Below are 25,003 nucleotides of genomic sequence, written 5' to 3' on the forward strand. Positions count from 1 at the left end.
TTTAGGAATCCAGTAAACCCAGCCTGCGGGCCACCGCCGCTGCCTCACCCCGGTTGCTGACCTCGAGTTTCGCGATGATGCGGGAGACGTGCACGCTCGCCGTTTTCGGTGAGATGAACAGCTGCGCGGCGATCCGGCTGTTGCTCTGGCCCTCGGCCACGAGCCGCAACACCTCCCGCTCCCGCGAGGTGAGCACGTCAGCAGGCGCGGGGTGTCCCGGACGTCCTGGCGTCTCGGCTGCCCCAGCGCCTCGGCCGCCGCCGAGGCGGACCCCGGAGCCTCGGCTGCCGCCGGGCCGGATCCCGGTGCCTCGGCCGCCGAGGCGGACCCCGAGCCGCCGGCCCAGCACATCAACGGCCGCGAGCAGTGGCGCGGCACCGAGCTGCCCGGCGATCTCGGCCGCCTCACCGAGCGCCTCGGAAGCCGCCGGCCGATCAGCGGCCACCGCTTCGGCGTAGGCCAGCAGAGCCCCGGCCAGCTGAAACCGCTGCCCGTCAACCCGCCAGGCAGCAACCGCCGCAGCCCACAAAGCCGCCGAGTCAGCCACCGAGCCGCCTTGTGCGGTCCGCCAGGCATCACGATCCCCGCCCTGTGCGGCCCGCCCGGCATCATGCTCGCCGGCGGCATGGGTCGGCTCGCTGCTCAGGAGTGCTGCCACCTCTGCCGCGGAAGCCAGCTCGGCCGGATAGCGGGCCGGCAGCACCGCCGCCGTCTCGCGGATCGCCGCGCGCGTCTCGTCGTCGCCGGCCACCCGGGCTGCCGCGATCAGCAGCGCCCACCCGTATCGCGGCCGCTCCAGGATCCCCGGCTCATGGACCGCTGTCCGGGCGACGGCCCTCGCACCCGCCACGTCGCCGGACGCCAGATCGGCGACGATCCGCAGCTCCAGCAACGGCACCCGGTGCTCGGCGGTGAGGAACGGTTTCGCCAGGAAGCCGGTGGCCCGGCTGACCAGGGGCGCCGCCCCGTCGTGCCCGCGGGCCAGCCGGATCCGGGCGCGCAGCCACAGCCACGCCACGGCGAGGATGCCGGGTGGGTCGAGCCGGGCCGCCTGGGCGAGGCAGGCGTCGGCCTCGTCCCAGCGGCCCTGTGCCATCAGGGCCTCGGCGTGGTTAGCCAAGAGGTAGACCCCGGTCGTCCGGCTCACGCCGACCCGGTCGGCGTGCGGGATGCCCTCGGCGGCGGCCTCGGCGGACTCCGTGTAACGCCCCAGCTCGAAGAGTGAGTCGGAGATGTTGACCAGCGCGTGAGCGAAGTTCGGCAGGTCGCCGGCGGCGCGGGCCCGCTCGACCGACCGCCACATGTCGGGCAGGCCGTCCTCGGCGGCGATCCGCCCGGCGCACACCTGGCCGAGCGTGATGTCCGCGGCGACCTGTGCGGCCTCGTCGCCGAACTCGGAGGCGGCCGCCTTGATCTCCTGCGCGATCCGCCCCGCCTCGTCGCCGTCGATGCCGGCCATCTGGTAGGCCACGTCGCCCAGCAGCTGCAGCCAGGCCAGGTCGCGGGGCGCCGACTGCAGCAGCCGGTAGGCCTCGCGGGCCTCGGGCGCGCCGTCGCTCTTGCCCGCGTTACGCAACAGCTTGGCCCGGCGGATCAGCAGCCGGGCCGCGCGCAACGGCTCCGCCTCACAGTCCAGGTCGCCGATCGCCGCCCGGGTCAGGCTGAGCGCCCGCATGTGGTCGCCGGAGTCGATCGCGACGAGCGCTGCTTCCTCCAGCAGGTCCAGGTGCGTCGTGTCGAGCCGGGCGGCCGCGTCGGGCACCTGCTCCCACAACTCGAGCACGCGCTCCAGGAGGCGGGCCTGCTCCGCGTACGCATAACGGCTGCTAGCGGCATCAGCAGCGCGACGCGCGGCAACCAGCGCGCGGGGATGATCGTGGGCCGCGTGCCAATGATGGGCGATCTCGGCCGGCGCGCGGTCGGGCGCGACCAGGTGCGGCGAGGCCTCGACCACCTCGGCGTAACGCGCGTGCAGCCGGGCGTGCTCGCCGGGCAGCAGGTCGTCGTGGACGGCCTCACGGACCAGGGCGTGCCGGAACTCGTAACCCCCGGCCGGATCGAAAACGATCAGCTGGGCGGCGACCGCGGCGCGCAGTGCGGACTCCAGCGCCGGCTCGTCCACCCCGGCGACCCGGGCCAGCAGCTCGTGGCCGAACTTGGTGCCGCCGACCGCGGCCACCCGCAGCACCCGCTGAGCGTCGTCGGGCAGCAGGTCGACGCGGGAGAGGAGCAGGTCGCGCAGCGTCTCCGGGATGTCGCCGCAGCGCGGGTCGGCGGTGGAGGCGAACTGCTCGATGAAGAACGGGATGCCCTGGGCCCGCTCGCAGACCGCGTCGACGGTGAGCGGGTCGGGCTCCAGGCCGAGCAGGTGGCCGAGCAGCTCGGCGGTGCCGTCGCGGCCGAGCCGGTCGACCTCGAGGCGCTGCACGCCGCGAACCCGGTCGAGCTCGGCGAGGAACGGCCGCAACGGATGGCCGCGGTGCAGCTCGTCGGTGCGATATGTCGCGATCAGCAGCAGGCGCCGCACCCGGACCGAGCGAAGAAGGTAGCCGATCAGATCGCGGGTGGACCGGTCTGCCCAGTGCAGGTCCTCAATCGCCAGGATCAGCGGGCGCTCCTCGGCAAGCCGGGCGAAGAGCCCGCCGACCAGCTCGAACAGGTGCCCGCGGCGGGTCTCGGCGAGATCGGGTGGCGGGCCGAGCTCGGGCAGCAGCCGGGCGAACTCGGCCTCCCGCCCGTCGAAGACGCCCCGGCCCTCACCGCGGGCCAGCTGCCGCAGCGCGGCCGCGAACGGCGCGAACGGCAAGCCCTCCTCACCCAGCTCCAGGCACTGCCCGTGCAGGATGCGGACCGGTTCGTCGCTCAGTGACCGGCAGAACTCCTCGACCAACCGGGTCTTGCCGACGCCGGCCTCGCCGCCGACCAGGACGGCCGACGGCTCGGCGCCGCGCACACGCTTGAGCGCCTCGTGCAGCGCGGCCAGGTCGGCCTCGCGGCCGACCAGAACCGAGCTGTGGGCACCCACCGTCATGAGGTCGAGCATGCCACGCGGGTACGACAGATTTTCCTGCCCGATCACGCGACTGACTGCCCGGACGGCCTTTTGAATCGGGGCCAATGGCGTGGTTTTTCCGGCCGGAGCGCCCGCGCACGCCGGTACTGCGCGGCCTCCCGGGCCAGCTCCTGCCCCTGCTGACGGATGAGTTCGAGCTGGATCTCGGGGTTGGTGAACGGGATCATCGTGCTTCTCCTCGCGATCGGTGCGTTTCTTGCACCACTGACTCTTCGCGCGAAGGCAGGACCCGGACATGGGTACGACGCCCGATTCCCGGACCCACCCCTCCTTACCGGAGGACTCCTGAGGTGCCCGGGACGCCGTAAGGTACCTGAGCACCACTACACTTTGCGGCTATGGCAAAGCCCCAGGAGAAGGTGTCGTTTCGCGAGCGCCTGAAGCAGATCGGCCAGGTGTTTTCGTTCACGGCAAAGCAGGACAAATGGTTCGTTCCGCTGGTCATCGCGGCAGTTGCGATCCCGGTGGCGCTGACTGTGGTCGTCGTGCTGCTCACCGGGGGCTGGGTCTGGATCCCGGTCGGCGTCCTCTTCACGCTGCTCGCCGTGCTGATCGTGCTCAACCTGCGCTCGAACACCGCGATGATGAACGTGGCGGAGGGCCAGCCCGGCGCCGCCGCCTCGCTCATGGAGAACATGCGCGGCGACTGGCGGGTCCGCGCCGCGGCCAGCTCCACGACGCAGTTCGACATGGTCCACGTGATCGTCGGCCGCCCCGGCGTCATCCTGCTCGCCGAGGGTGACCCGCAGCGCGTGCGCTCCCTGCTCGGCCAGGAGAAGCGCCGCCTCGTCAAGGTGATCGGCAACGCGCCGCTCTACGACTACATCATCGGTAGCGAAGAGGGCCAGCTCCCGGTCCGCAAGTTGCGTTCCACGATGCTGAAGCTGCCGCGCAACCTCACCGGCAAGGACGTCAACTCCCTCGACAAGCGGCTCGGCGCCCTGATGGCCCGCCCGCAGATGCCGAAGGGCGCCATCCCCAAGAACATGCGCCCCAGCAAGGGCGCTTTCCGCCAGCAGCGCCCTCGCTGACCCCAGGCCCACCGCCGGCCCGCGTTCCCCTCGCGCTTCACAGCGCTGGGGTACGCGGGCCGCGCTATTTCTCCTCAACCCACGCGATCGTGGCAAGTGGCGATCGACAGGGGCCTCCATGATCGGTCCGGGGCGATAGCCTCGATTCACGCCCCGTGCGGAGTCGCAACCGGACGGTGATCAACCGGACGCATGAAGGAGTTCCGCTCGTGGTCAGCACCCTGGCGGTTCCCGGCAGCTATCCGACTCTGCGCGATGCCCTGGAGGTCGCGCCGGACGGGGCGGTCGTCGTGATCGCGCCCGGCACCTACAAGGAGCGGCTCGAGATAGCCGGGCGGCGACTGACACTGCGAGCCGCCGGCGGCGACGGTGGTGATGGCGGCGGTGTGCTTGTTGACGCGTCCGAACTCGATGGTCCGGCGCTTGAGGTCACCGGGGGCGCGGTCGTCGTCGAAGGATTGAGCCTCACCTCGGGCGACTACCCGGCCGCCGTGGTCAAAAGCGGACATCTGACGATCAAAAAGTGCGAGATCACGGCGGGCTACGGCGCCGGGGTGCAAGCCAGCGACGGCGCCACGATCGAGGCCGATGAGATCAGGATTCTGCGCGCGCAGTACGGGTTCGTCTTCTCCGACGCGGGCGGCACCGTCGAGTCCAGTGAGATCAGAGGGATCTCCGACGACGGGGTGATCGTCCGGCTCGGCGCGGACCCCACCATCAGAGGCACCACCGTGGCCGATTGTGGTTATCGAGGCATCTACATCTATCAGTCCAGCCGGCCGGTCATCGAGCGCTGCGACATCTCCGGCACCGGTGACGCCGGCATCGTGGCGGCGCACGGCAGCTCGCCGCGGATCGTGGAGACCTGGGTGCATCAGACGATCGGTTCGGGGATCGTCGTCGGGCCCGGCTGCACCGCGACGATCGAGAAGTGCCGGGTGGAGCAGACCGCCGAGCCCGCCGTGTACGTCGACGAGAAAGCGACCGCCACCGTCGACCTGACCGGCAGCGGCGGCCTGACCCGGGCCAAGACCACCGCACAGGACGACGCCGAGGTGGATCGACTGCTGTCCGAATTGGATTCGATGATCGGCCTCGACGGGGTAAAAGACGAGGTCCGCTCCCTGATCGACGAGATCCAGGTGAACGAGTGGCGGCGCGGCGCCGGGCTGAGCGTCGGCGCGGTCAGCCACCACCTGATCTTCACGGGCGCTCCGGGCACGGGCAAGACCACGGTCGCCCGGATCTACGGCCAGCTGCTGAAAGCGCTCGGCGTGCTGCCGCTCGGCCAGTTCCGCGAGGTGTCCCGGCGTGACCTGGTCGGACAGTACATCGGGCACACCGCGGAGAAGGCGACGTCGGTTTTCGAGGCGGCGATGGGCGGGGTGCTGTTCATCGACGAGGCGTACACCCTCGCCCGGGCCGGTGGCGCGGCGGCCGATTTTGGTCAGGAAGCGATCGACACCCTGGTGAAGCTGATGGAGGACCACCGCGATCAGGTCGCGGTGATCGTGGCCGGGTACACCAAGGAGATGTCCGACTTTCTGGACGCCAACTCGGGTCTGGCGTCCCGGTTCGCCAAGACTCTGGAGTTCGAGAACTACGGCCCCGACGAGCTCGTGATGATCGCCGACCGGATCGCGCGCAACGACGACTACATCTTCGCCGCCGGGCTGCCGACCGCGTTGCACGAGCACTTCTCCGGCCTGGAGCGAAATCGCAACTTCGGCAACGCCCGCGAAGCCCGCAAGCTGCTCGAAGGCATGCGCAAAGCCCAGTCCGGACGGCTGCGGGCGATGGGCCGGATGCCGAGCCGCGACGATCTACGGACGCTGATGCTCGACGACCTGCGAGCGGCCACCCGACGATCATGACTACGCGGATAGGATGTGTCCACTACGGATCGTAGGGAGAGGGTGTGGCAGACGATACGGTCAGGGCCGTCCCCCGGCGCGGCCATCTCGGTTCGCTGTCCTTGAGTCAGATTTTGATCGCTGAGGGCGCCCTCCTCGCCGTCATCGCCGCCGCCACTCAGGGCGTCATACCCGCACTGGTCACCGCGGTGCTGGCGGCCGGCCTGCTGGCCGCCGCCTTCGCCCGACGGCAGAACCGCTGGTGGCTGGAACACCACGCGCTCACCCGCGATCACCGCCGCCGCCGCGCCGCACGCCGCCAGGCCGGCGAAGGTCCGATTTTGGCCGCTCTCCGGACGATCGCGCCCGGCCTGACGATCACCGACATCGCCGGAAGAAACCCGCACGAGGAAACCGGCATCGCCCGCGACGAAGCCGGCTGGTTCGGCGTCGTCGCCCTCGATCCCCAAGCCGCGGTCCCCCTCGAAGCCCTGGTCAGCACCATGACCGCTACCGGTCAGCCCGGCGTGATCCTGGAACTCGTCACCCACACAGTCCCGGCCCCCAGCACCGATCTCCCGCCGGCCTCCCCGGCCGGCGCCTCCTACCGCCAGCTGCTGGGCTCCGCGCCGATCCCCTCCCACCGGGAGTCCTCGATCAGCGTCCGGCTCGACGCCAAAGCCCTCGCCGAGTCCGTTCTCGATCACACCGCCGACCTCAACTCGGCAGCCGCTCTGACCGCCGCGCTGACCCGCAAGACCGCGACCGCGCTGCGTCGCCTCGGCATCCCCGGACGCGTCCTCGACGCCGAAGAGCTGCTGGAGCTCCTGGCCCGATCCTGCGATGTCGAACCCGCCTCCCTCGCCGACGGTCCCGGCGTCGACGAAGGCTGGACCCACTGGCGCTCCGGCCGCCTCGTGCACCGCACCTACTGGCTCGAGACCTGGCCGAATTCGGTCACCGAAATCGGACCACTGTTCGCCTGGGCCGCGACCGCGCCGGCCGCGCAGACGACCGTCGCGCTGATCCTCGACCCGAAAGGCGACGACGTGGCAGTCCGCGCGTTCATCCGCCTCGCCACCAGGCCCGATACCGACCTCGACGCCCTCGATCGGGTCCTTCTCGAGGGTGTTCGCCGGGCCGGCGGCGAGCTTCGCCCGCTCGACGGCGAGCAGGGCCCCGCGACCTACGCGACGGCTCCCACCGGAGGTGGCGCGGGATGACAAACCCGCCCGGCGCCAGCCAGTCGCCTCGCGACAGCTCCCCCTTCAGCACGACCGATTTCGGCACGACCGATTTCGGTACGCCCGAACAACCCGCCGTCCCCACCCAGAGGCCGGCCGACCCCCAGCTCGCAAAGGCATCGCACCCCTACGCCCAGGCGGGGCAGCAGACACCCACCGCCCGCGCCTCGGCCCCGCTGGTCACCACGGCACCCCTGGCCCGCCCGACAGCACCAGCACCGAACCGCCCGCCGGACGAACCGAACAAACCCGGTGACACAGAACCCGCCGGACCGTCCGGCCGTACCTCGCGGCTGCGGATCGGCTGGCACTCGATGCCGCGTGCCGGTCTGCGCCGGATCACCGTCACCCCGGTCACCGGAGCGGGGCTGCTCCTCGGGCGTAATCAGCAGCAGATTCCCGTACCCCTGAAGCTCTTTTCGCCGAGGCCGGAGCGCGTCGCTCTGATCGGTGGCGCCTGGGCCGCGCAGCTGTTGATCTTCCGGGCGTTCTCGATCGGCGCCCGTGCGATCGTGGTGACCACCGAGCAGCGGGCCTGGTCCGGGTTCGGTGAGCGGGCCACCGGGCAGTACAACCGGCTCACCGTGCTCGGCGGCGAACCGAGCAGCCTGCCGTCCGGCACCGCGCAGACGCCGTCGCTGATCGTTTACGACCTCGGTGTGACCGGCCCGGCCACCGCACCGCCGCTCGGACCGTGGTCGACGCAGCTCACCGTGCTGCGGCAGCTGGACCGGCCGGGCGTCGCGGCGCTGCAGGAAGCCGGCCTGACCCTGATGCAGCGGCTCGGCGGCGACGAGGCCACCCTCGCGGCGGCGACGCTGCGGCTGGACCAGCAGAACGGGCAGCTGCTCCAGTTCATGACCGACGACATGCTGGCGGTGGCCGGCAACGGCCCGGACCAGTTCGTCTTCCTGAACCAGACGGCGCTGGAGCAGCAGTACGTGGGGATGCCGAGGCGTTAACGGCTCGGCGGCGTCCACGCCAGCTGGACCAGCCGGGCGCCGTGTTTGCGGGTCACCATCCAGGCCCGTCCCGGCGGCAGGGGCTGCGGTTTCAACGTGCCGAACAGCGGACCCTCCTCGCGCGGGCCGGACATCACGATGCCCGGCGACGCCAGCTCCCGGATCCGGCCGATCATCGGCTCGAAAAGCGCCCGGCTCGCCCCACCGACGCGCCGGGTGACGACCACGTGCAGGCCGATGTCGCGCGCCTGCGGCAGGAACTCGATGAGCGGCTGCAGCGCCGTCTGACCGACCAGGTCGTAGTCGTCGATCAGCACGTACAGCTGCGGGCCTTTCCACCAGCTGCGGCTGGCCAGCATCTCCGGTGTGACGTCCGGGCCGGGCAGCCGCTCGCGCATCGCCACTGCCACCTGGTTGATCAGGTCGGTGGTGATCTGGGCGGACGTTCCGTACCCAAGGGTGTGCTCGGCCGGGACGCAACCGAGCAGGCTGCGCCGCAGATCGACGAGGAGAATCCTGGCTTGCGCCGGGGTGTGGCTCGCCGCGATCGACTTGGCTAGGCCTCGCAGGAACGAGCTCTTGCCGGACTCGACGTCGCCGAAGAGCAGCGCGTGCGGCTCGTTGTCGAAGTCCAGCCAGACCGGCTGGAGGTCGGCCTCGGCGACGCCGATCGGGATCTTCTCACCCTCGGCGGGCGGCAGACTTTCGTACGGAAGCTCCGCCGGAAGCAGGCGCACCCGGGGCGCCGGAGCGCCGGGCCACTGTTTGATGGAGAGCTTGACCAGCTCGGCGACCGCGGCGGCGAGGTCCTCGTTGCGCTGCTCCCGGTCGATGCGGGGCAGCGCGGCGAGGAAGTGGTAACCGTCCGGGGTGAGACCACGTCCCGGCGCGGACTCCGGCACGTTGACCGCTTCACGCCGGTTGATCGCCGAGTCGCTGGGTTCGCCGAGCCGCAGCTCGATCCGGGTGCCGAAGACGTCGCGGATCTGCGGGCGGATGTCCATCCAGCGGTTCGTCGCGGCCAGGATGTGTATCCCGAAACCGAGGCCGCGGTTGGCGATCTCGTGAACCATCGGTTCCAGGTCCTCGAACTCACTCCGCAACGTCGACCACCCGTCGACCACCAGGAAGACGTCACCGAACGGGTCCTCGGCGAACCCGCCCTGCACCTTGGCCCGCCGGTACGCCGCAGCGCCCTCGACGTTCTCCCGGGCGAACAGCTCCTCACGGGCGCGCATCAGCCCGTGCAGTTCGGCGATCGTCCGGCGTACCCGATCCACGTCGCGCCGGGTCGCCACACCGCCGACGTGCGGCAGGTCGGTGAGCGCGCCGAGCGGCCCGCCACCGAAGTCCAGGCCGTAGAACTGCACCTCACGCGGCGTGTGGGTCAACGCCAGAGACACCATGAGCGTACGCAGGAGGTTGGATTTTCCGGACTGTGCGGAACCGACCACGACCACGTTGCCGGCCGCGCCGGAAAGGTCCAGCCAGAGCGGGTCACGGCGCTGCTCGAACGGCTTGTCGACGACCCCGCCGAGAGCGTGCAGTGATCCGAACCGGTCAGCCGCGTCGACGGCCAGCCCCCGCTCCGGAAGGGTGATCGTGGGCGGCAGCATCTGGCCGAGGGTGGGCGCCACGTCGAGCGGCGGCAGCCACACCTCGTGCGCAGGGCTGCCGTTGCCTTCCATCTGCCGGACGAGGATTTCCATCAGGGTGTCGCCCGTCAGGGCTTTTTCCGCTTCTTCGGCTTCTTGCGGGGTCGACTTTTCGTCCTTTTTGGGCGGAGCCGCATAAAACGTGGAGAACTCCCGGATCGGATTGCTGGTCCGCATCCCGCCGGCGATGGACGCGCCGTCCCGCCGGACCGGGCCGGAGACATATGCCGCCTTCAGCCGGATCAGCCCCTCGGTGCCGGTCCGCAGATATCCGTGACCGGGCGACCGGGGCAGCTCATAGGCATCGGGCGCACCCAGAACGGCCCGGCTCTCCATCGACGAGAACGTCCGCAGCCCGATCCGGTAGGACAGGTGCGATTCCAGCCCGCGCAGCCGCCCTTCCTCCAGTTTCTGCGAGGCGAGCAGCAGGTGGATGCCGAGCGAGCGGCCGACGCGTCCGATCTGGACGAACATGTCGATGAAGTCGGGCCGCGCGCTGAGCAGCTCGGAGAACTCGTCGACGATGAAGAGCAGGCTGGGCAGCGGCGCGAGCGGCACACCCGCTGAGCGGGCCCGCTCGTAATCACGCTGCGAGGCGTAGTTGCCCGCCTTGCGCAGCAGCTCCTGCCGCCGGGTGAGCTCGCCGGAGATCGCGCCGAGCATCCGGTCGACAAGCGACAGCTCACCCTCCAGGTTCGTGATCATCGCGGCGGTGTGCGGCAGCCGGTCCAGCGAGGCGAACGTGGCACCGCCCTTGAAGTCGACAAGCACGAAGTTGAGGATCTCCGGGCTGTGCGTCAGCCCGAGCGCGATCACCAGCGTGCGCAGCAGCTCGGACTTGCCGGAACCGGTCGCACCGACCAGCAGACCGTGCGGGCCCATCCCGTCCTGGGCCGACTCCTTCAGGTCGAGCTCAATCGCCCGGCCGTCCAGCCCGACGCCGATCGGCACCCGCAGCCGGTCCCGGTTCGGCCGGCTCGCCCACAGATCAGACAGATCAATTCCGTACGGGTCACCGACCTCCAGCAGCTCCGCGAGACCCATGTCCTGGTTCACCGCGGGCTGATCGGCGAACGACGCGGCGGAGAGCCGGAGCGGGGCGAGCTCCCGGGCCAGCACCTCGGCCTGCTCGGCGCCGAGCGCGTCGGCCCGGCCCACCTCGGCCGGACCATCCATCGTGGTCCCGGTGATCGTGCCGTCGGGTGCGATCTCAAGGACCACCGAGCTGTCGTCGAGCAGCCGGGGCGGCGGCACGGACAGGTCGATCAGGGTCACCCCGGCGACGCCGCCCTCGGTCATCAGGTGGTCGGATCCGGCGGTCGAGCCACCGTCGATGACCACCACGACGTGCGCGCCGCCGGGTGTCACACCGGGGTCGAAGCGGGGGCGGTTGACCAGCACGTCGTCGAGCATCGCCTCCAGCGCCGGGATGCTCGGGGCGACCAGGCGTACCGGGCCGACCGCGTCGGTCTTGCCCGGGTGCTGCGAGTGCGGCAGCCATTTCGCCCACTCCCAGCCGGCCCGCCGGTCATCCGGCACGCAGATGCCGATCCGGAGATCGTCAGGAGCGTGGAAGACGGCCATCTGGGCGATCAGCGCGCGGGCGAGGTCGTGTTGCTTCTTCTCGTCGCTGCCGCGCAGGTAGATGTGCGAGAAGTCGCGCAGCGACACCGAGACCGGCAGGTCGGGGACCACCGAGTACGCGTTGACGAACCGCCGCAACGCCGTCGCGCAGAGCGGCTCCAGCTCGTCGACCGGCCGGGTCTGCGGCGGCACCAGACGGGTCGCCACCTCCTGCGGGCCGACCGCGACCCGGATCACGGTGAAGTCGGCGTCTCCCCGCCGGCGTTCCCAGAGCCGGCCGCTGTCCGGCAGGCTCCACAGCGTGTCCGGGTCAGGGTTGCGGTAATACAGCGCCTCACGCTGCTGCCGGATGGTGTCGCGCAACTGGGCCCGCAACTGGGAGAGGTGCCGCAGGTACTGCCGGCGGGCCTCGACCATCTCGCGTTTGCCCGGGCCACCCGTGTTGGTGGCCATCATCGCCATCATGCCGAGCATCGAGACGCCGTACATCGCACCGGCCACATAGGTGATCGGTCCACCGCGCTGCGCGCCCATCATCAGCGCCATCGCGGCAGCACCGGCACCCATCGGCAGGATCATCATCATCCTGGTCCACGCCTTGCCGGTGGGCTGCGGAACCTCGGGCGGCGGGTCCAGCAGGACCTCACCGGCGGGCATGGCGGGCGCGGGCCTGCGCGGCGGGCGCTTGATGATCGTGACAGTCACACTGGGCTCCCCGTTGGTGACGGATCGCATCAATCCTATCCGTCCAACTTGATCGCCGCTGTGATCCCCCATTCGTGTCGGTGGATGCTGCTACGTTGAGTGCGCGCAGGAACGCAGGAGGTGATCATGACCGCTCCGGGAGGGCCGAGCCTCGCCCGGGTGACCATCGCCGCACCGACCCGCCGCATGGATCTGGCACTGCCGGACAACATGCTCGTCGCCGAGTTGCTGCCCCACCTGCTGCGGCACGCCTCACCCGGCGAGCCGGCCGATTTCGCCGGTGGCTGGGTGCTGCGCCGGGCCACCGGGACCGTGCTCGAGCCGGGCCGCAACCTCGCTGCCCAGGGCGTGCGCGACGGCGAGCTCCTGCACCTGAGCCCGGCCCGGGAGGACTGGCCCGAGCTGGCGTACGACGACGTGGTCGAAGTGATCGCCAGCGGTTCCCGCCGCGCCGGGCGGACCTGGAGCGACAGCGCCACCCGCCGATGCGGGCTGGCCGTCACCGCGGGCGCGTTGCTGCTCGGCATCGCCGGCCTCGCACTCGACGGTCCACCGTGGGTGGTCACCGCCGTCGTCGCCCTCGGCGTGGCGCTGGCCCTGACGGTTTCCGGCATCCTGCTCTCCCGCGCGTTCAGCGACGCCGGCGCCGGCGCGATCGTCGCGGCATCCGGACTTCCGTACGCGTTTCTCGGCGGCGCCTGGCTGCTCTCCGCCCCGTCGATCGGCGCGCCCGGCCTGCTGCTCGGCTCGTCCGCCCTGCTGGTGCTCAGCGTCCTCGGCCATGTCGGTGTGGCCGGGCTGACCAGGCTCTTCGTGGCCGGCACGGCGGCCGGGCTGACCGGTCTCATCGCGGCTGCTCTCGCGTTGGCCGGTGTCTCTGCCGATGGCTCGGCGGCGGTGGCTCTGACGGCGGCTATCGGGCTGCTTCCGGCGTACCCGGTGCTGGCCGGCTGGCTCGGCCGGCTGCCCTTCCCCGAGCTGCCGAACCGCGCCGAGGAGATCCTCAAGGACAAGCCGGTCCCCCGCCGCGAGGACGTCTTCACCGCGGTGGTCCGATCCGGCGAGGTGCTCAGCGGCCTGCTGCTCGCGGCCGCCCTCTCCAGTTTCGTGGCGATGACGTTCCTGGCGCTCAACGATCCCGGCGTCTCCGCGGTGCTCCTCATGGTGGCCGCCGTGTCCGCCCTGCTCCTGCGCGCCCGGCTGCTGCCCACCCCGACCCAGCGGGTGCCGCTGCTGGTCGCCGGTTTCGCCGGCCTGGCCGGTCTCGGGGCCGGACCGGTGATCAGCGGTGCCGTGCCGGGCCTCGTGCTGCTCGCCGGTGCCATCGCGGTCGCGGCGATCGCGCTGCCCGCGGCGCTGATTTTCAGCCGCCGGCCGCCGTCGCCCTATCTCGGCCGGGCCGCCGACATCCTCGACGTCGTGGCGATCATGGCGTTGATCCCGCTGGCCTTCGCGGTGATCGGGGTCTTCGACAACATCCGGGGGCTGTTCGCCTCGATCGGCGGGTGAGCCCGTGACGTCCCGTCGCGATCAACTTCAGTCGTACCAGTTCATGAACCAGCGAGTGATCTCCGCGTTCGTGATGCGCGAAACCGATCCGGCCCAGTCACCGCTGCGGCGGGGCATCGGCGCGCTCTTCGGCGGCCTGATGGTCGCCCTGCTGATCGCGGCGGGTTTCGGCATCTACGGCGTGCTCACCCGCACCGGCCCGGACCAGTGGCAGACCGACGGCTCGGTGGTGGTCGAGCGGGAGACCGGCGCCAGCTTCGTCTACCTTCGCGACAGGCTGCATCCGGCGTTGAACTTCACGTCGGCGAAACTCGCCGCGGGCCGGCCGAACCCTCGCGTTTACCGGGTCTCCGCGAAATCACTCATCGATGTGCCGCGCGGCGTGACAATCGGCATCGCCGGCGCCCCGGCCTCGCTGCCGGACCCGAAACAACAGGTCCGTCTGCCATGGACGATGTGCGCAGCGCCCGGGGCGGACATCGCATCGGTGCTGCTGGTCGCATCCGCCGGCCCGGCCGGTGACCCGCTCGGCGACCGTGCGTTGCTGGTCGCCGGTGACCCGGCCGGCGGCGTCAACCTGATCTGGCAGGGCCGCAAACACCTGATCCGCAACGCCCGGGTCACCGTCCCGGCGCTGTTCGGCGCGGCCCAGCCCACCCCGGTGCCGGTCGCCTGGCTGAACACCCTGCCCGCCGGCGCCGACATCGCACCCGCCGACGTGAACGGCCGTGGCGACAATTCGGACGCCGTCGACGGCTTCGACAACGGCGACGTGCTCTTCACCGAAACAGCCAGCGGCCGCCAGTTCTACCTGGTGCTGAACGACAGGCTGGCCCCGATCACCGCCCTGCAACAGGCGGTTCTGAACGCCGCCTCACCCGGCGACCCGCAGGAGATCTCGGTCAACGACCTGTCCCGCTTCCCGGTGCAAAACCTGGACCCACCGGCAAACCCGGACCCGTCCGCCGACCCCTCCGTCCTGGGCCCGGCAACAGTGCCGACTCTGTCCGCCATCGGCCAGAACCAGGCAGCATGCGCCATCACCCGCGACGCCGCCGCACCCCCGGAGGTAACGACGGCGGTGCCGGTGGCGGCCCTGTCAGCGGCCGTACCGACAGGCGGCGGCCGCACCCTCGCCGACGCGGTCCAGGTCCCCGCCGGACGCTTCGAGCTGGTCAAGGCCGCAGGCGGCCTCCAGCTGATAACCGATTCCGGGGTACGCCACGCCTTGGCGGACCCCGATGTCGCAGCGCTTCTGGGTTATCGCCCAGAGGACGCGATCAGCATCCCGACGCAGCTGCTCAACACGATCCCCGAGGGCGTGACCCTGGACCCGGCCAAGGCCCTGACCCCAGCACCCCCCACAGCCGAGTAACAACCTGCCAGCAGCCGTTCCGAGAGCCCGACACAGGCCAACGTCCACCCGCCCGGAACCGTCCCGCCCGCCTGTGACGTTTGGATTGTCGGCAATGTTGCGCTTGCGAGCGAGTTCCGCTTGCGAGCGAGGCCGGGGTTTGCCGGCAAGCCGGGGTTTGCCGACGAGCCGGGCGTTGCCGACGTCGCCCGCGAGCCGAGCCTTGCCGGGTTTGCCGGGGAGGCGGGGTTGCCGGAGTTGCCCGTGAAGCCGGCGTTGCCCACAACGTCCGCTGGCCGCCCGCGACCGTACGACCGCTGCCATCGCCCGCCGGACTTTCGACCCCAAACGGCCGACCGGCGCCACTCTTCTCCCCGAACCCTCACGGAGAGTGCGCGCCCGGCAAGGAGTGCCGTCAGTGCCGGCCCGATCTTGGATACCTGTAGGTGCCCTGACCCCCACAGGTCTCCACGAAACCAGCACTCTCCACTGTTGAGGTGGCAACGCGTCACCAAGGAACTCGCGAACCACCCGAAATCGACCCGCCACGGTGGCGGCCTCCCGAAACTCGTGAGTTTGCGGTCGATCCGACGGCCGAACCTCACAAGATCTGAACGATTCCTCGCAGCAAGAGCCGCCGCACCGCCCGAACCCACTACCGGTCCACAGAACGGCGAAAGTCGAGCGGCCAAGGCTCGCCAAGATTTGCCCAAGACTCGAAGCGGCGCAATCAGTCGCCGCGCCAGCCCTCGACGGGCCAGACGCAGACGAGCGACGCTGGCTTATCCGGCACAGCGACGCTGGCTTATCCGGCACAGCGACGCTGGCTTATCCGGCACAGCGACGCTGGCTTACGCGGCGTGAGAGCGAGCTAGCGGCTTCCGGTTTCGACCGGAGCCCAAAGCGTCCGGTTCCGGCAGGTTGAAGCACCGGCTAGCGGCGTCCGGCTTCGGCTGGTTGGATGCGTTCGTCGAGCAGCATTACCGGTGGGCCGGGTTCCAGGGGCTCGTCGCGCGCCGGCGGGGGTGACGCCATCGCCGGGCGCCACTGCTGTCGGCGACTGCGACGCATCGCTGCCGCCGCGACGACGACCGCCACCGCGAGGATCCCCGCGAACAGCGCCCCGATCAGCGCAAACGTCCGCCTCTGACTCTCCGCCGCGGTGTCCGGCAGCGGCGCGGGCTCGACCTCCGGCAGCGCACGGTCTTTCGCCGGCGCCAGCTGACCGGTGATCGCCGCATACGGGTCGACCACTCCGGCTCCGAACGCGGGCCCCGACGGCGCCGGCGCTGCCGTTCCGGCAAGCAGCCGTCCGACCGCCCGGGCACTGAGGTCCGGTTTCCGGTCGTGGAGCAGTGCCGCGGCGGCACCCACGAACCCGGCCGCCACGCCGGTCCCACTCACCTCGACGAAGCCTCGCCCGGTCTGCAACACCGGAACGGCGACGCCCGGCGCGACGAGATCCACGAAATCACCGCGTTGCGAGTCAGGCCAGATCCGGCCGTTCTGGTCGATCGCACCGACGCCGATCACGTCCCGGTACGCCGCCGGATACGGAGTCGGATTCCCCTCGTCAGCACCACCCAGATCACCGACGGCCGCGACCACGACAACGCCCTGGTCGATCGCGGCAGCGACGGCCGCCTCAAGATCCGGATCGTCCTCGTAGACCGGACTGACGACAACCGCGACATCAGCACCGTTGCTTACCGCCTGATTCAAACCGACAGCGATCGCGTCCGGGTCAGGCTCAGAACCGGCTGGATCATCGAGCTGCACCCGGATTGGCAGGATGCGCGAATTCGGCGCCAGCCCAACCACGCTGGCACCGCCATCGCCGTCCCCGCCACCGCCGTCCGCCCCGCTGTCCCCGCCGCCGTCACCCGCGCCGCCGTCACCCGCACCGCTGTCACCCGCACCGCCGCCGGCCGCGCGGCCGGCGACCACGCCCGCGACCTGGGTGCCGGTCCCGGTGCAGTCCTCATTTGCCAGGCCGCCGTCCACGGTGTCCACTCCGTTGAAGACGCGTTGTCGCAGCTGCGGCTGCCCGGCATCCACACCGGTGGAGAGAATCGCGACCCGCGCCCCGGTTCCGTCAGCGACGGTTCCGATCGCGGCAGCCCGCAGCGCCGATCGCGCCCAGGAAGCGACGATCTCGTCAGCACCCGGTTCCGCGCAGTTCACGCCAGGAGCCGCGAAGGCAGGAGCAGGCGCGAGCACACCCACCAGAGCGGCGACGGCGACGAATGCCACGTGCCTCATGGCGACCCCTTCCAAAGCGCTGTCCAGAACCGGCCGAATACCACTGCTATCTCGTTTCAGGCCCGAGCCGATCCCCGTCAAGGCAATCGGCCGGAAGGTTGTGGAGACGGACCGGCCGCCGGCTCGGCACCGGCGGCCGGTCATCCGTCTTCACGGAAATCACATGTTGGCGGCGATCTGCTGGTCGACCTGCTGCATCCGCTCGGCCGACGTGCCCAGACGGACACCGACGCCGGCCAGCGCGGCCTTGATCTCGGTGGCGCCCTGGTTCCACTTCTGCCGGGCCTCGTCGCAGGCGGTGCCGGCCGAGCCGGTCCAGTCCGCGGCGAAGAGCTGTGTGAACGCCGTGTACAGGTCGTTCAGCTGCTGGTCCATCTGGTTCTGGAAAGCGTTGATCGACGACGAGGTCTCGGTGATCTGGCCGAAGTTGTAGGTGATGTTCATTGCTGATCTCCCCGGTCTCGGTCGCGTGCGCTCAGCCGCGAAGGATGCTGACGACGGAACTGTCGGTGCCGGCGGCGGCCCCGCGGATTGCCTGCGCGGCCTCTTCGTCGTTCACGCCGTAGGTCGTGGACGCGGCGGACATCTTGCCCGCCAGTTCGTCGAGAGCGCTCATGATCTTCGACAGTCCGTCGTTGAGCTGCACGGAGACGTCCTGGAGCGCGTTGTTCGCGGTGCCGGCGAAAGCGCCACCGCTGAGGGCCTGGATCTGACCCATCACCCTGTTCATGCCCTGCGAGATGTTCTGTCCGGTGTCACCGCAGCGGTTCGCCATCGCGGTGAGCTGTTCCTGTGTGGCGTGGACCTGCCCGATACCTGCCATTGCCTTTCTCCCCAGTCTCTCGAAAGTGGGTTATGCCCTCCCGTACGCCTTCCGGACTGACTCGGTTCGAACCAGTTCCCGAAAGAGTGCGTACTCTCCAGCGTCACCCGATCACGGCAAGCAACAGTGATCATGATTGATGCGGGGAGGCGTGATGGGTACCGAGAACCCCTATCCGGAGCAGACCTCGGCGAACGCAACGGCACCGTGGCTGCGCGGCGGCCCTGCCGTGGACGTCGATCTCGACGGCCTCCGTGAGTACGCACGGCTCCTCACGAGTCAGCAAGCCGACATGGCGGCACGTTCCGGATATCTCACCCCGCTGACCGACATGCCGGCCACTGCCTTCGACGGTGACGTGCTGGGTGAAGCGGACGCGGTCCGCGCCGGTTTGCAGGCGAACGCCGCCGAGCTCGGGTCGTACCTGAGCAAGCTCGCCGAGTCGCTGGGCAACGTGGCGAACGCCGCGCAGACGATCGCCGAGAGCTACCGATCCGGCGACGCGGTGTCCGCGGCCTCCCTGAACGACGTGCTCTTCGCCTTCGGCGACAAGAGCGTGCCCCGGCCGGCGGGCCTGCCGGAGAATCTCGGTGCCACGTACCTCGAACAGCAGATGGCCGTCACCGCCGCACCTCCGCCCGCGGACAGCGCGCTCTGGCAGCAGGGCCCGATCACACCGGTCTCGGCGTATCAGACCATACAGACGTCGACCGGCCCGAACGGCGAACGGCGCGAAGTGTCCACAGTGACCGCTCCGGGCGGTGTCACGACGGCCACCACCACGATCGTCGATCGCAACGGCGAGACGGTCTCCACCTCCAGCACACGCACATCGGCCCGCGTCGACGGCCCGGTCCGGACCACGACGGTGGAGACCTTCACCGCGGACGGCAAGCTCACTGCCACCACCGAGACAAAGACACGGTACGAGGGAACGAGCGTCACCGAGCAGTCCACCGAGACGGTCGACGCCGAGGGCCGGACCACAAGCCTGACCACGGAAAAGGTTGATCCGGCGACACGGGAGAGCACCACGAGCACGTACCGGCCCGATGAGAGTGGCCTGCTCGAGGAGACGAACCGGGTGTCGACCGGCACGCGTACATCCGGCCCACACGTGAACGGCTGAGTCATGGGCGAGTACTGGGGAGCCACCGCCGATCCGAATTACGGGTACAGCCCGTACAGCGGGCAGCTGCATTACGGCACGCACCCGCCGTCGCGGATCCCGTTCACGTCGCCGCCCGGGGCGGGCAACCCGCTCACCGTGGAGGCGGTCTCCGTCAAGATCCGGAACCTGCACCCGGAACAAATGGCGGCGCTGGCCGACCAGTGGCAGAACGCCTGGTCGCTCATGGCCGACGTACGGAATTTCGTGGTGCAGCAGAGCACCGTGCTCCAAGACGAGCACTGGAAGTCGCCGGCTGCCCGTGACGCATTCCTGCGCCGTGGTCCCGGCGAGGCTCTCACCTATCTGGACGTCTGGATGGATGCCGCCCAGAACAACATCACCGCCCTGCGCCACCTGGTCAACGTCTCGCTGGACGCCCGCCGCGACCTGGACCAGCTCCTCCTCCGTTACGAACGCGAGCTGCGCGAGGCGCAGAACGTCAGCTTCGGCGAGAACCTGGGCTCCTTCCTCACCAGCGGCGTCAGCTGGAGCGCAGCCCGCGCCGAGGAGATCGAGGAGGACCAGACCGAGATCCGCGAGAGGTACCGCCGCGAGGCACAGACCCTGGCACAGCGTTACGGCAACCAGTTCTTCGATTACATCGCCGTGGTCGCCAACGGCGTCGGACCCCCGGTCCAGCCGATGAATGCCGTACTCAGCCAACCCTCTGCCCTCCCTCCTGCCGGCACGCCGGGCGGCCTGCCCGGCATCGGCCAGAACAACCCGGGTTTCATCAACGACCCGGTCTCCAACCAGCCCGGCCAGAATCAGCCCGGCCTCAACCCGCCCAACCTCAATCCCCCAGGCCTCAACCCGCCCGGCCTCAACCCACCGGGAGTGACTCCCCCCGGCCTGACTCCCCCAGGGCTGGTCCCGCCGGGACTCACGCCTCCCGGTCTGAACCCGCCAGGCGTGACCCCGCCCGGTCTCAAACCCCCGGGTGTAACGCCCCCACGCCTCACACCGCCTGGCCTCACGCCGCCCGGAGTCCTGCCGCCAGGCGTTCTGCCGCCAGGAGTCGTGCCTCCGGGCACGCTGCCTCCCGGCGGCCTGCCCGGATCCGGCAATCTGCCGCCCGGCGGCCAGTTCCCGAGTCCTGGAGGGCTGCCTCCGGGAACCTCGATTCCGCCCGGAACGATCCCGCCCGGCGTCACACCGCCCGGGACGCTTCCGCCCGGCGCGACTCCCGGAACCGTTCCGCCGAACGTGCTCCCCCCAGGCCAGGTCGCTCCTCCGGGCGCCTTCCCGCCCGGATCGCTTCCGCCCGGAACGTTCCGCCCGCCGCTGCCCGGCCAGTTCGGCCGGCCCGGCCGCGCACCTGGCGCCGTGCCCGCGCCCGGCACTCTGCCTCCACCCGGCAGCGCCCCGCCGCCGGGCCGATCTCTTCGCCGCCCGACTGGACCCACGCCAACTCCCCTCCCTCCGACCGGCCGCGAAATCCGTCGCCCGAACCAACCGCCCTTGCCAGCCACCCCTCCGACCGCCCGCCCGAGCACCGGACGCCCGGGCGCCATTCCGGGCACCCCCGGCGCCAGCCGGCCCGGCGCCACTCCAGGTGCCCCCGGTGCCGGTCGTCCGGGCGCCGTTCCGGGCGCCCCCGGTACCAGCCGGCCGGGCGCCATTCCAGGTGCCTCCGGCACCGGACGGCCTGGCTCACCCAGCGGCGGCCGCCCTGGAACCCCGCCGGGCGCCGGACGCCCCGGAGCTCCAGGTACTGGACAGCCCAACACTCCGGGCAGCGGACGCCCTGGCACGCCGCCCGGACTCGGACTACCTGGATCACCAGGCAGTCGCCGCCCCGGTGAGCAGGGAGCTGGCCGCCCCAGCGCTCCAGGCACACCCGGTGCAGGCCGGCCTGGACTCTCGTCCGGCGCACCCGGCGCACCCGGCGCACCCGGCGGACCTGGTCGACCCGGCGGACCTGGTCGACCCGGCGGACCTGGTCGACCCGGCGGACCTGGTCGACCCGGCGGACCTGGCGGACCTGGTGGGGTGCCTGGTGGGGCGGTGCCGCCTCGTGGTGGCCGGAGTGGGCAGGGCGGTGCTTCGGGCGTACCCCCGCAGGCGCCTCAGGGTGGACGGCCTGGAGTGGGCGACGCAGGTCGGCCGCCGGCTGGCTCGCCCGTTCTGAGGAATCCCACCGGGGAGCGTGAGCGGCAGCCCGGCAGTGCGGAAGAGACGCGCCCGGGCGCAGCCCGTGGCGTGGGAAACCGGCCCGGAACCGCGCCTCCGGTGCTGAACCGGCCGGTCTCACCCGCCGCGCCGGATGCGCGAACGGCACCTGCCTCAGGGCGGGAGCGGAGCTCGGCCTGGTCGGACTGGCTCGACGAGGAGACCCGGGCTCAGGCGCGGCCTGGTGTCATCGGTGCGCCCGAGCGGGCGCGTCCGGAGGAGGGACCGTGGGGACTGCGCAGCCCGGCGGTCACGCGGCCGGATAGGGCTGTCGCTCCTGAGCTGGGCAGGCGACGGTTTGGCGATGAGCCTGTGCCGGTGCGGGAGACCGGTGATCTGGTCACGCATGAGCAAGCCTTCGGGGTGCGGACGCCGGGTGGCGGCGTGGTCGGGAATTCGTCCGCCCCAGCGTTCCCCGAGGACGATCGCGACGGCCAATAAATTTTGCTTGTGGCCGCCATCAATCATTGTCATGGCCTGCGGATTGTCAGCTCCGTGGAACTCCTGCCACGATGGAACCCGCGGCACGATCGTGCAGGCCGCGACCTTGACCATCCATGATCATCGCGGGGATGAAGAGGCCGAGCAGCACGCCGCGGATCAGCCCGCGGCGCAGGCCGATCACACCCCCATCTGGATACGACGCGCAGCGGATGCGGGCGAGCCGCATTCCCGGCGTCTGACCGAAAAGTCCGAGGAAGAAGGTGTTCGCCACGACCAGGATCAGAACCGGCGGCCAGGCCACCTCGGCCGGGCTGGCGAAGATGCTCGCGATCAACAGGCAGAGCACCCAGTCGACGACGATGGCCGCCAGTCGCGGGCCCAGGCCGGCAGGCGCCAGGCCAGCAGGTGTCACGGGGGATTCGTTGACGGAAGCAGCCACGTCTTCGGAGCGTACGCGATAGTGTCCGGATGATCAGCGCGCGCTCTTGCCGTGCCTTGCCGACTCAGTCCGTAACACGGCAGAAACAATAGGGATACGCCAGGGCAACCCCGTACCCATAACGTCGCGACCAGCCTTGCCAGGTGGCGGCCCATGCCGCCCGGTATCGGAAAACTGTGCCAGGAGGACGTGTGTTCGCCAATCCCGAGGAACTCCTGCGATACCTCAAAGACGAGGACGTCAAGTTCGTCGACGTACGTTTCTGTGACCTGCCGGGTGTTATGCAGCACTTCAACATCCCGGTTGAGTCGTTCGACGACAGCGTTGTAACCGACGGCCTCGCCTTCGACGGATCCTCGATCCGCGGCTTCCAGGCCATCCACGAGTCCGACATGATGCTTCTGCCGGACGTCGCGACCGCGTTCATCGACCCGTTCCGCATCCAGAAGACTCTGGCGCTGAACTTCTTCATCCACGACCCGTTCACCCGCGAGGCCTACTCGCGTGACCCGCGGAACGTGGCCAAGAAGGCCGAGGCGTACCTCGCCGCCAGTGGCATCGCCGACACCGCCTTCTTCGGTGCCGAGGCCGAGTTCTACATCTTCGACTCGATCCGGCACGAGACCTCCGCGCACCAGGCGTTCTACTACATCGACTCGATCGAGGGCGCGTGGAACTCCGGCCGCGAGGAGGAGGGCGGCAACCGCGGTTACAAGACCGCGTTCAAGGGCGGCTACTTCCCGGTCTCCCCGGTCGACCACTACTCCGACCTGCGTGACGCCATGGTGCGCCGCCTGATCGACACCGGCTTCACCGTCGAGCGTTCGCACCACGAGGTCGGCACCGCGGGCCAGGCCGAGATCAACTACAAGTTCTCGACCCTGCTGCACGCCGGCGACCAGATGCAGCTCTTCAAGTACATCATCAAGAACACCGCCTGGGAGCACGGCAAGACGGCGACGTTCATGCCGAAGCCGCTCTTCGGTGACAACGGCTCCGGCATGCACACCCACCAGAGCCTCTGGCTCGGCGGCGAGCCGCTGTTCTACGACGAGACCGGTTACGCCGGCCTGTCCGACATGGCCCGCTGGTACATCGGTGGCCTGCTGCACCACGCGCCGTCGCTGCTCGCGTTCACCAACCCGACCGTCAACTCGTACCGGCGCCTCGTGCCGGGCTACGAGGCCCCGGTCAACCTGGTCTACTCGCAGCGCAACCGCTCCGCCTGCACCCGCATCCCGGTGACGGGCAGCAACCCGAAGGCGAAGCGCGTCGAGTTCCGCGTGCCGGACCCGTCGGGCAACCCGTACCTGTCCTTCTCGGCGCAGATGATGGCCGGCCTGGACGGCATCAAGAACAAGATCGAGCCGCCGGCTCCGATCGACAAGGACCTGTACGACCTCCCGCCGGAGGAGTGGGGCACCGTCAAGCAGGTGCCGGGCTCCCTCGACGGCGTGCTCACGTCGCTCGAGTCCGACCACGAGTACCTGACCGCCGGTGGCGTCTTCACCGACGACCTGATCTCGACGTGGATCGACTACAAGCGCGCCAACGAGATCGACCCGGTCCGTCTGCGCCCGACCCCGCACGAGTTCGAGATGTACTACAACGTCTGATCCGCGAATAGCGGTAAACGGCGGTCACCCTCGGCTTCGGCCGGGAGTGACCGCCGTTTCGCGTACCCGCCTCGATGCGCCGACCACCTTGAACCCTGGCAGTCGCCGCATCGAGGGATTCGGATCGGCGGATGCGGCATTAGCTTTCCGGCCATGACGAAAGCGAACCCACTCCGCTACGAGATGCGCATGAAGCCGGAATTCGCGCGTGAGTACACCCGCGAGCAGGTCGTCGGCGCGCCCTTCCGTTACCCGATGGGCGGCCACATGATCTCCACCGGCCTCGTCGTCGGCTGGATCGACGAACCTGACGGCGCCGTGACCCTCACCGTGGAACAGGGCTGAGCTGCCTGACAAACACCAGCACCCAGTAACTGACGCCGCCTGGACGAACGCCAGCACTCAGTAACCGACCCCGCCTGACGAACGCCAAGACTCAGTAATAGTCGCGTTTGCCCAGGTGTTCGGCCGTACGCCATAGGAGCCTGGACCGGCGCTCGACCGCAGCGATCGCGGCTCTGGCGTCGCGGGGCAGGGCCGCGCCGACCAGCCAGCTCACCGGTGCGGCCAGCGGGCTCTCCCGGGGCTCGCCCGGCGCCACCACCCCGAGGTACGGCCGCCGCAACGTACGCGGGGCGATCACCGACAGAATGCGGCTCAGGTGGCCGCGCTGGGCGACGATGGCGACCGGTTGGCCGCCGCCGAAGTGGCCCTCGTGCTCGGAGCGGAGCAGGTTGGAGACCGTGTCGACGGAGTGGCGTTCGACGCCGATGACCTCTGGTGGCACTCCGGCATCCAGGAGCCATGACCGCATCAGATCAGCCTCGGGGATGCCTTGGAAGACCTCGCCCTCCGGCGAGGTCCAGGCCCGGCCCTTGTGGTCGATCGGGGACTTGTATCCGGAGCAGACGATCCGGCCGGGCACGGCCAGCTCGACGGCTAGGCGGCAGCGGGCCTCGCCTTCCAGGTTCAGCCCGGTGCCGTCGCGGTTGCGGCCCCGGCCGGGCACCAGCACGTGCCTCACCTCGGCAAGCGTGAGTCCGGGCGTCCCCGGCAGCACTTCCAATTCCACCCACCCAGCATGAGACCCGGCGCTGACCAGAAGA

At 70.2% G+C, this 25,003-nt stretch carries 18 protein-coding genes; 10 read left to right on the forward strand and 8 right to left on the reverse strand.

The genetic code is table 11. The features are described from left to right. Position 1: 1 nt before the first annotated feature. On the reverse strand, positions 2-3,079 hold the full coding sequence (locus B0I29_RS11395) for a helix-turn-helix transcriptional regulator (RefSeq protein WP_245972445.1): 3,078 nt from the start codon (positions 3,077-3,079) through the stop codon (positions 2-4). Beyond that, positions 3,076-3,240 (reverse strand): hypothetical protein, encoded by a 165-nt coding sequence (locus tag B0I29_RS45680; RefSeq protein ID WP_181557765.1) that lies wholly within the window; start codon positions 3,238-3,240, stop codon positions 3,076-3,078. The genes B0I29_RS11395 and B0I29_RS45680 overlap by 4 nt, the downstream gene beginning before the upstream one ends. A 171-nt stretch (positions 3,241-3,411) precedes the next feature. Between B0I29_RS45680 and B0I29_RS11400 the strand changes: the two genes are divergently transcribed. The 4 genes from B0I29_RS11400 to B0I29_RS11415 all read left to right on the forward strand — a co-directional run bounded on the left by B0I29_RS11400 (position 3,412) and on the right by B0I29_RS11415 (position 8,163). After that, positions 3,412-4,104: a DUF4191 domain-containing protein gene (locus B0I29_RS11400; protein ID WP_111648895.1), complete on the forward strand. Its 693-nt coding sequence runs from the start codon at positions 3,412-3,414 to the stop codon at positions 4,102-4,104. A 209-nt stretch (positions 4,105-4,313) separates the two neighbouring features. Next, entirely contained in the window at positions 4,314-5,978 is a 1,665-nt protein-coding gene (locus B0I29_RS11405) for a right-handed parallel beta-helix repeat-containing protein (RefSeq protein ID WP_111649156.1), read from the forward strand. A gap of 44 nt (positions 5,979-6,022) precedes the next feature. Continuing rightward, positions 6,023-7,180 carry a type VII secretion protein EccE gene (locus B0I29_RS11410; RefSeq protein ID WP_111648896.1) on the forward strand — a complete coding sequence of 386 codons (1,158 nt, stop codon included), beginning with the start codon at positions 6,023-6,025 and terminating at the stop codon, positions 7,178-7,180. Beyond that, positions 7,177-8,163 (forward strand): hypothetical protein, encoded by a 987-nt coding sequence (locus B0I29_RS11415; RefSeq protein ID WP_181557766.1) that lies wholly within the window; start codon positions 7,177-7,179, stop codon positions 8,161-8,163. Before B0I29_RS11410 ends, B0I29_RS11415 begins: the two co-directional genes overlap by 4 nt. Here B0I29_RS11415 and eccCa read toward each other — a convergent pair. Then, on the reverse strand, positions 8,160-12,107 hold the full coding sequence (gene eccCa / locus B0I29_RS11420) for a type VII secretion protein EccCa (protein WP_111649157.1): 3,948 nt from the start codon (positions 12,105-12,107) through the stop codon (positions 8,160-8,162). The two genes, B0I29_RS11415 and eccCa, sit on opposite strands and share 4 nt — an antisense overlap. Before the next feature lie 126 nt (positions 12,108-12,233). Here eccCa and eccD point away from each other — a divergent pair, with 126 nt between their 5' ends. Together eccD and eccB are read left to right on the forward strand one after the other, a co-directional pair. After that, the gene (eccD, locus tag B0I29_RS11425; RefSeq protein WP_111649158.1) at positions 12,234-13,616 is read left to right on the forward strand and encodes a type VII secretion integral membrane protein EccD; all 1,383 of its coding nucleotides are present in this window, start codon (positions 12,234-12,236) and stop codon (positions 13,614-13,616) included. A 4-nt stretch (positions 13,617-13,620) separates the two neighbouring features. Next, positions 13,621-14,991 carry a type VII secretion protein EccB gene (eccB, locus tag B0I29_RS11430; RefSeq protein WP_111648897.1) on the forward strand — a complete coding sequence of 457 codons (1,371 nt, stop codon included), beginning with the start codon at positions 13,621-13,623 and terminating at the stop codon, positions 14,989-14,991. Between the two features lie 912 nt (positions 14,992-15,903). On the opposite strand, the gene B0I29_RS11435 is transcribed toward eccB, so the two are convergent. The 3 genes from B0I29_RS11435 to B0I29_RS11445 all read right to left on the reverse strand — a co-directional run bounded on the left by B0I29_RS11435 (position 15,904) and on the right by B0I29_RS11445 (position 18,055). Continuing rightward, entirely contained in the window at positions 15,904-17,232 is a 1,329-nt protein-coding gene (locus B0I29_RS11435) for a S8 family serine peptidase (RefSeq protein WP_181557767.1), read from the reverse strand. 159 nt (positions 17,233-17,391) lie between these two features. Continuing rightward, positions 17,392-17,676: a WXG100 family type VII secretion target gene (locus B0I29_RS11440; RefSeq protein ID WP_111648899.1), complete on the reverse strand. Its 285-nt coding sequence runs from the start codon at positions 17,674-17,676 to the stop codon at positions 17,392-17,394. Between the two features lie 31 nt (positions 17,677-17,707). Next, positions 17,708-18,055, reverse strand: coding sequence for a WXG100 family type VII secretion target (locus tag B0I29_RS11445; RefSeq protein ID WP_111648900.1), 348 nt, complete (start codon positions 18,053-18,055; stop codon positions 17,708-17,710). Between the two features lie 154 nt (positions 18,056-18,209). Here B0I29_RS11445 and B0I29_RS11450 point away from each other — a divergent pair, with 154 nt between their 5' ends. Then, positions 18,210-19,184, forward strand: coding sequence for a hypothetical protein (locus B0I29_RS11450; RefSeq protein WP_111648901.1), 975 nt, complete (start codon positions 18,210-18,212; stop codon positions 19,182-19,184). Between the two features lie 1,606 nt (positions 19,185-20,790). Beyond that, positions 20,791-21,357 carry a hypothetical protein gene (locus tag B0I29_RS45685; RefSeq protein ID WP_181557791.1) on the forward strand — a complete coding sequence of 189 codons (567 nt, stop codon included), beginning with the start codon at positions 20,791-20,793 and terminating at the stop codon, positions 21,355-21,357. 528 nt (positions 21,358-21,885) lie between these two features. On the opposite strand, the gene B0I29_RS11465 is transcribed toward B0I29_RS45685, so the two are convergent. Further along, a complete protein-coding gene (locus B0I29_RS11465; RefSeq protein ID WP_111648904.1) occupies positions 21,886-22,281 on the reverse strand; it encodes an RDD family protein in 396 nt (131 codons plus the stop codon). 191 nt (positions 22,282-22,472) lie between these two features. Between B0I29_RS11465 and glnA the strand changes: the two genes are divergently transcribed. Together glnA and B0I29_RS11475 are read left to right on the forward strand one after the other, a co-directional pair. Continuing rightward, a complete protein-coding gene (gene glnA, locus B0I29_RS11470) occupies positions 22,473-23,897 on the forward strand; it encodes a type I glutamate--ammonia ligase (protein WP_111648905.1) in 1,425 nt (474 codons plus the stop codon). Between the two features lie 153 nt (positions 23,898-24,050). Further along, on the forward strand, positions 24,051-24,242 hold the full coding sequence (locus tag B0I29_RS11475; RefSeq protein ID WP_111648906.1) for a hypothetical protein: 192 nt from the start codon (positions 24,051-24,053) through the stop codon (positions 24,240-24,242). A 91-nt stretch (positions 24,243-24,333) separates the two neighbouring features. Here the strand turns inward: B0I29_RS11475 and B0I29_RS11480 are convergent, their stop codons facing one another. Then, entirely contained in the window at positions 24,334-24,969 is a 636-nt protein-coding gene (locus B0I29_RS11480; protein ID WP_181557768.1) for an ElyC/SanA/YdcF family protein, read from the reverse strand. Positions 24,970-25,003: the final 34 nt, after the last annotated feature.

This window comes from Actinoplanes lutulentus (assembly GCF_003259845.1).
Taxonomy (GTDB): Bacteria; Actinomycetota; Actinomycetes; order Mycobacteriales; family Micromonosporaceae; genus Actinoplanes; species Actinoplanes lutulentus.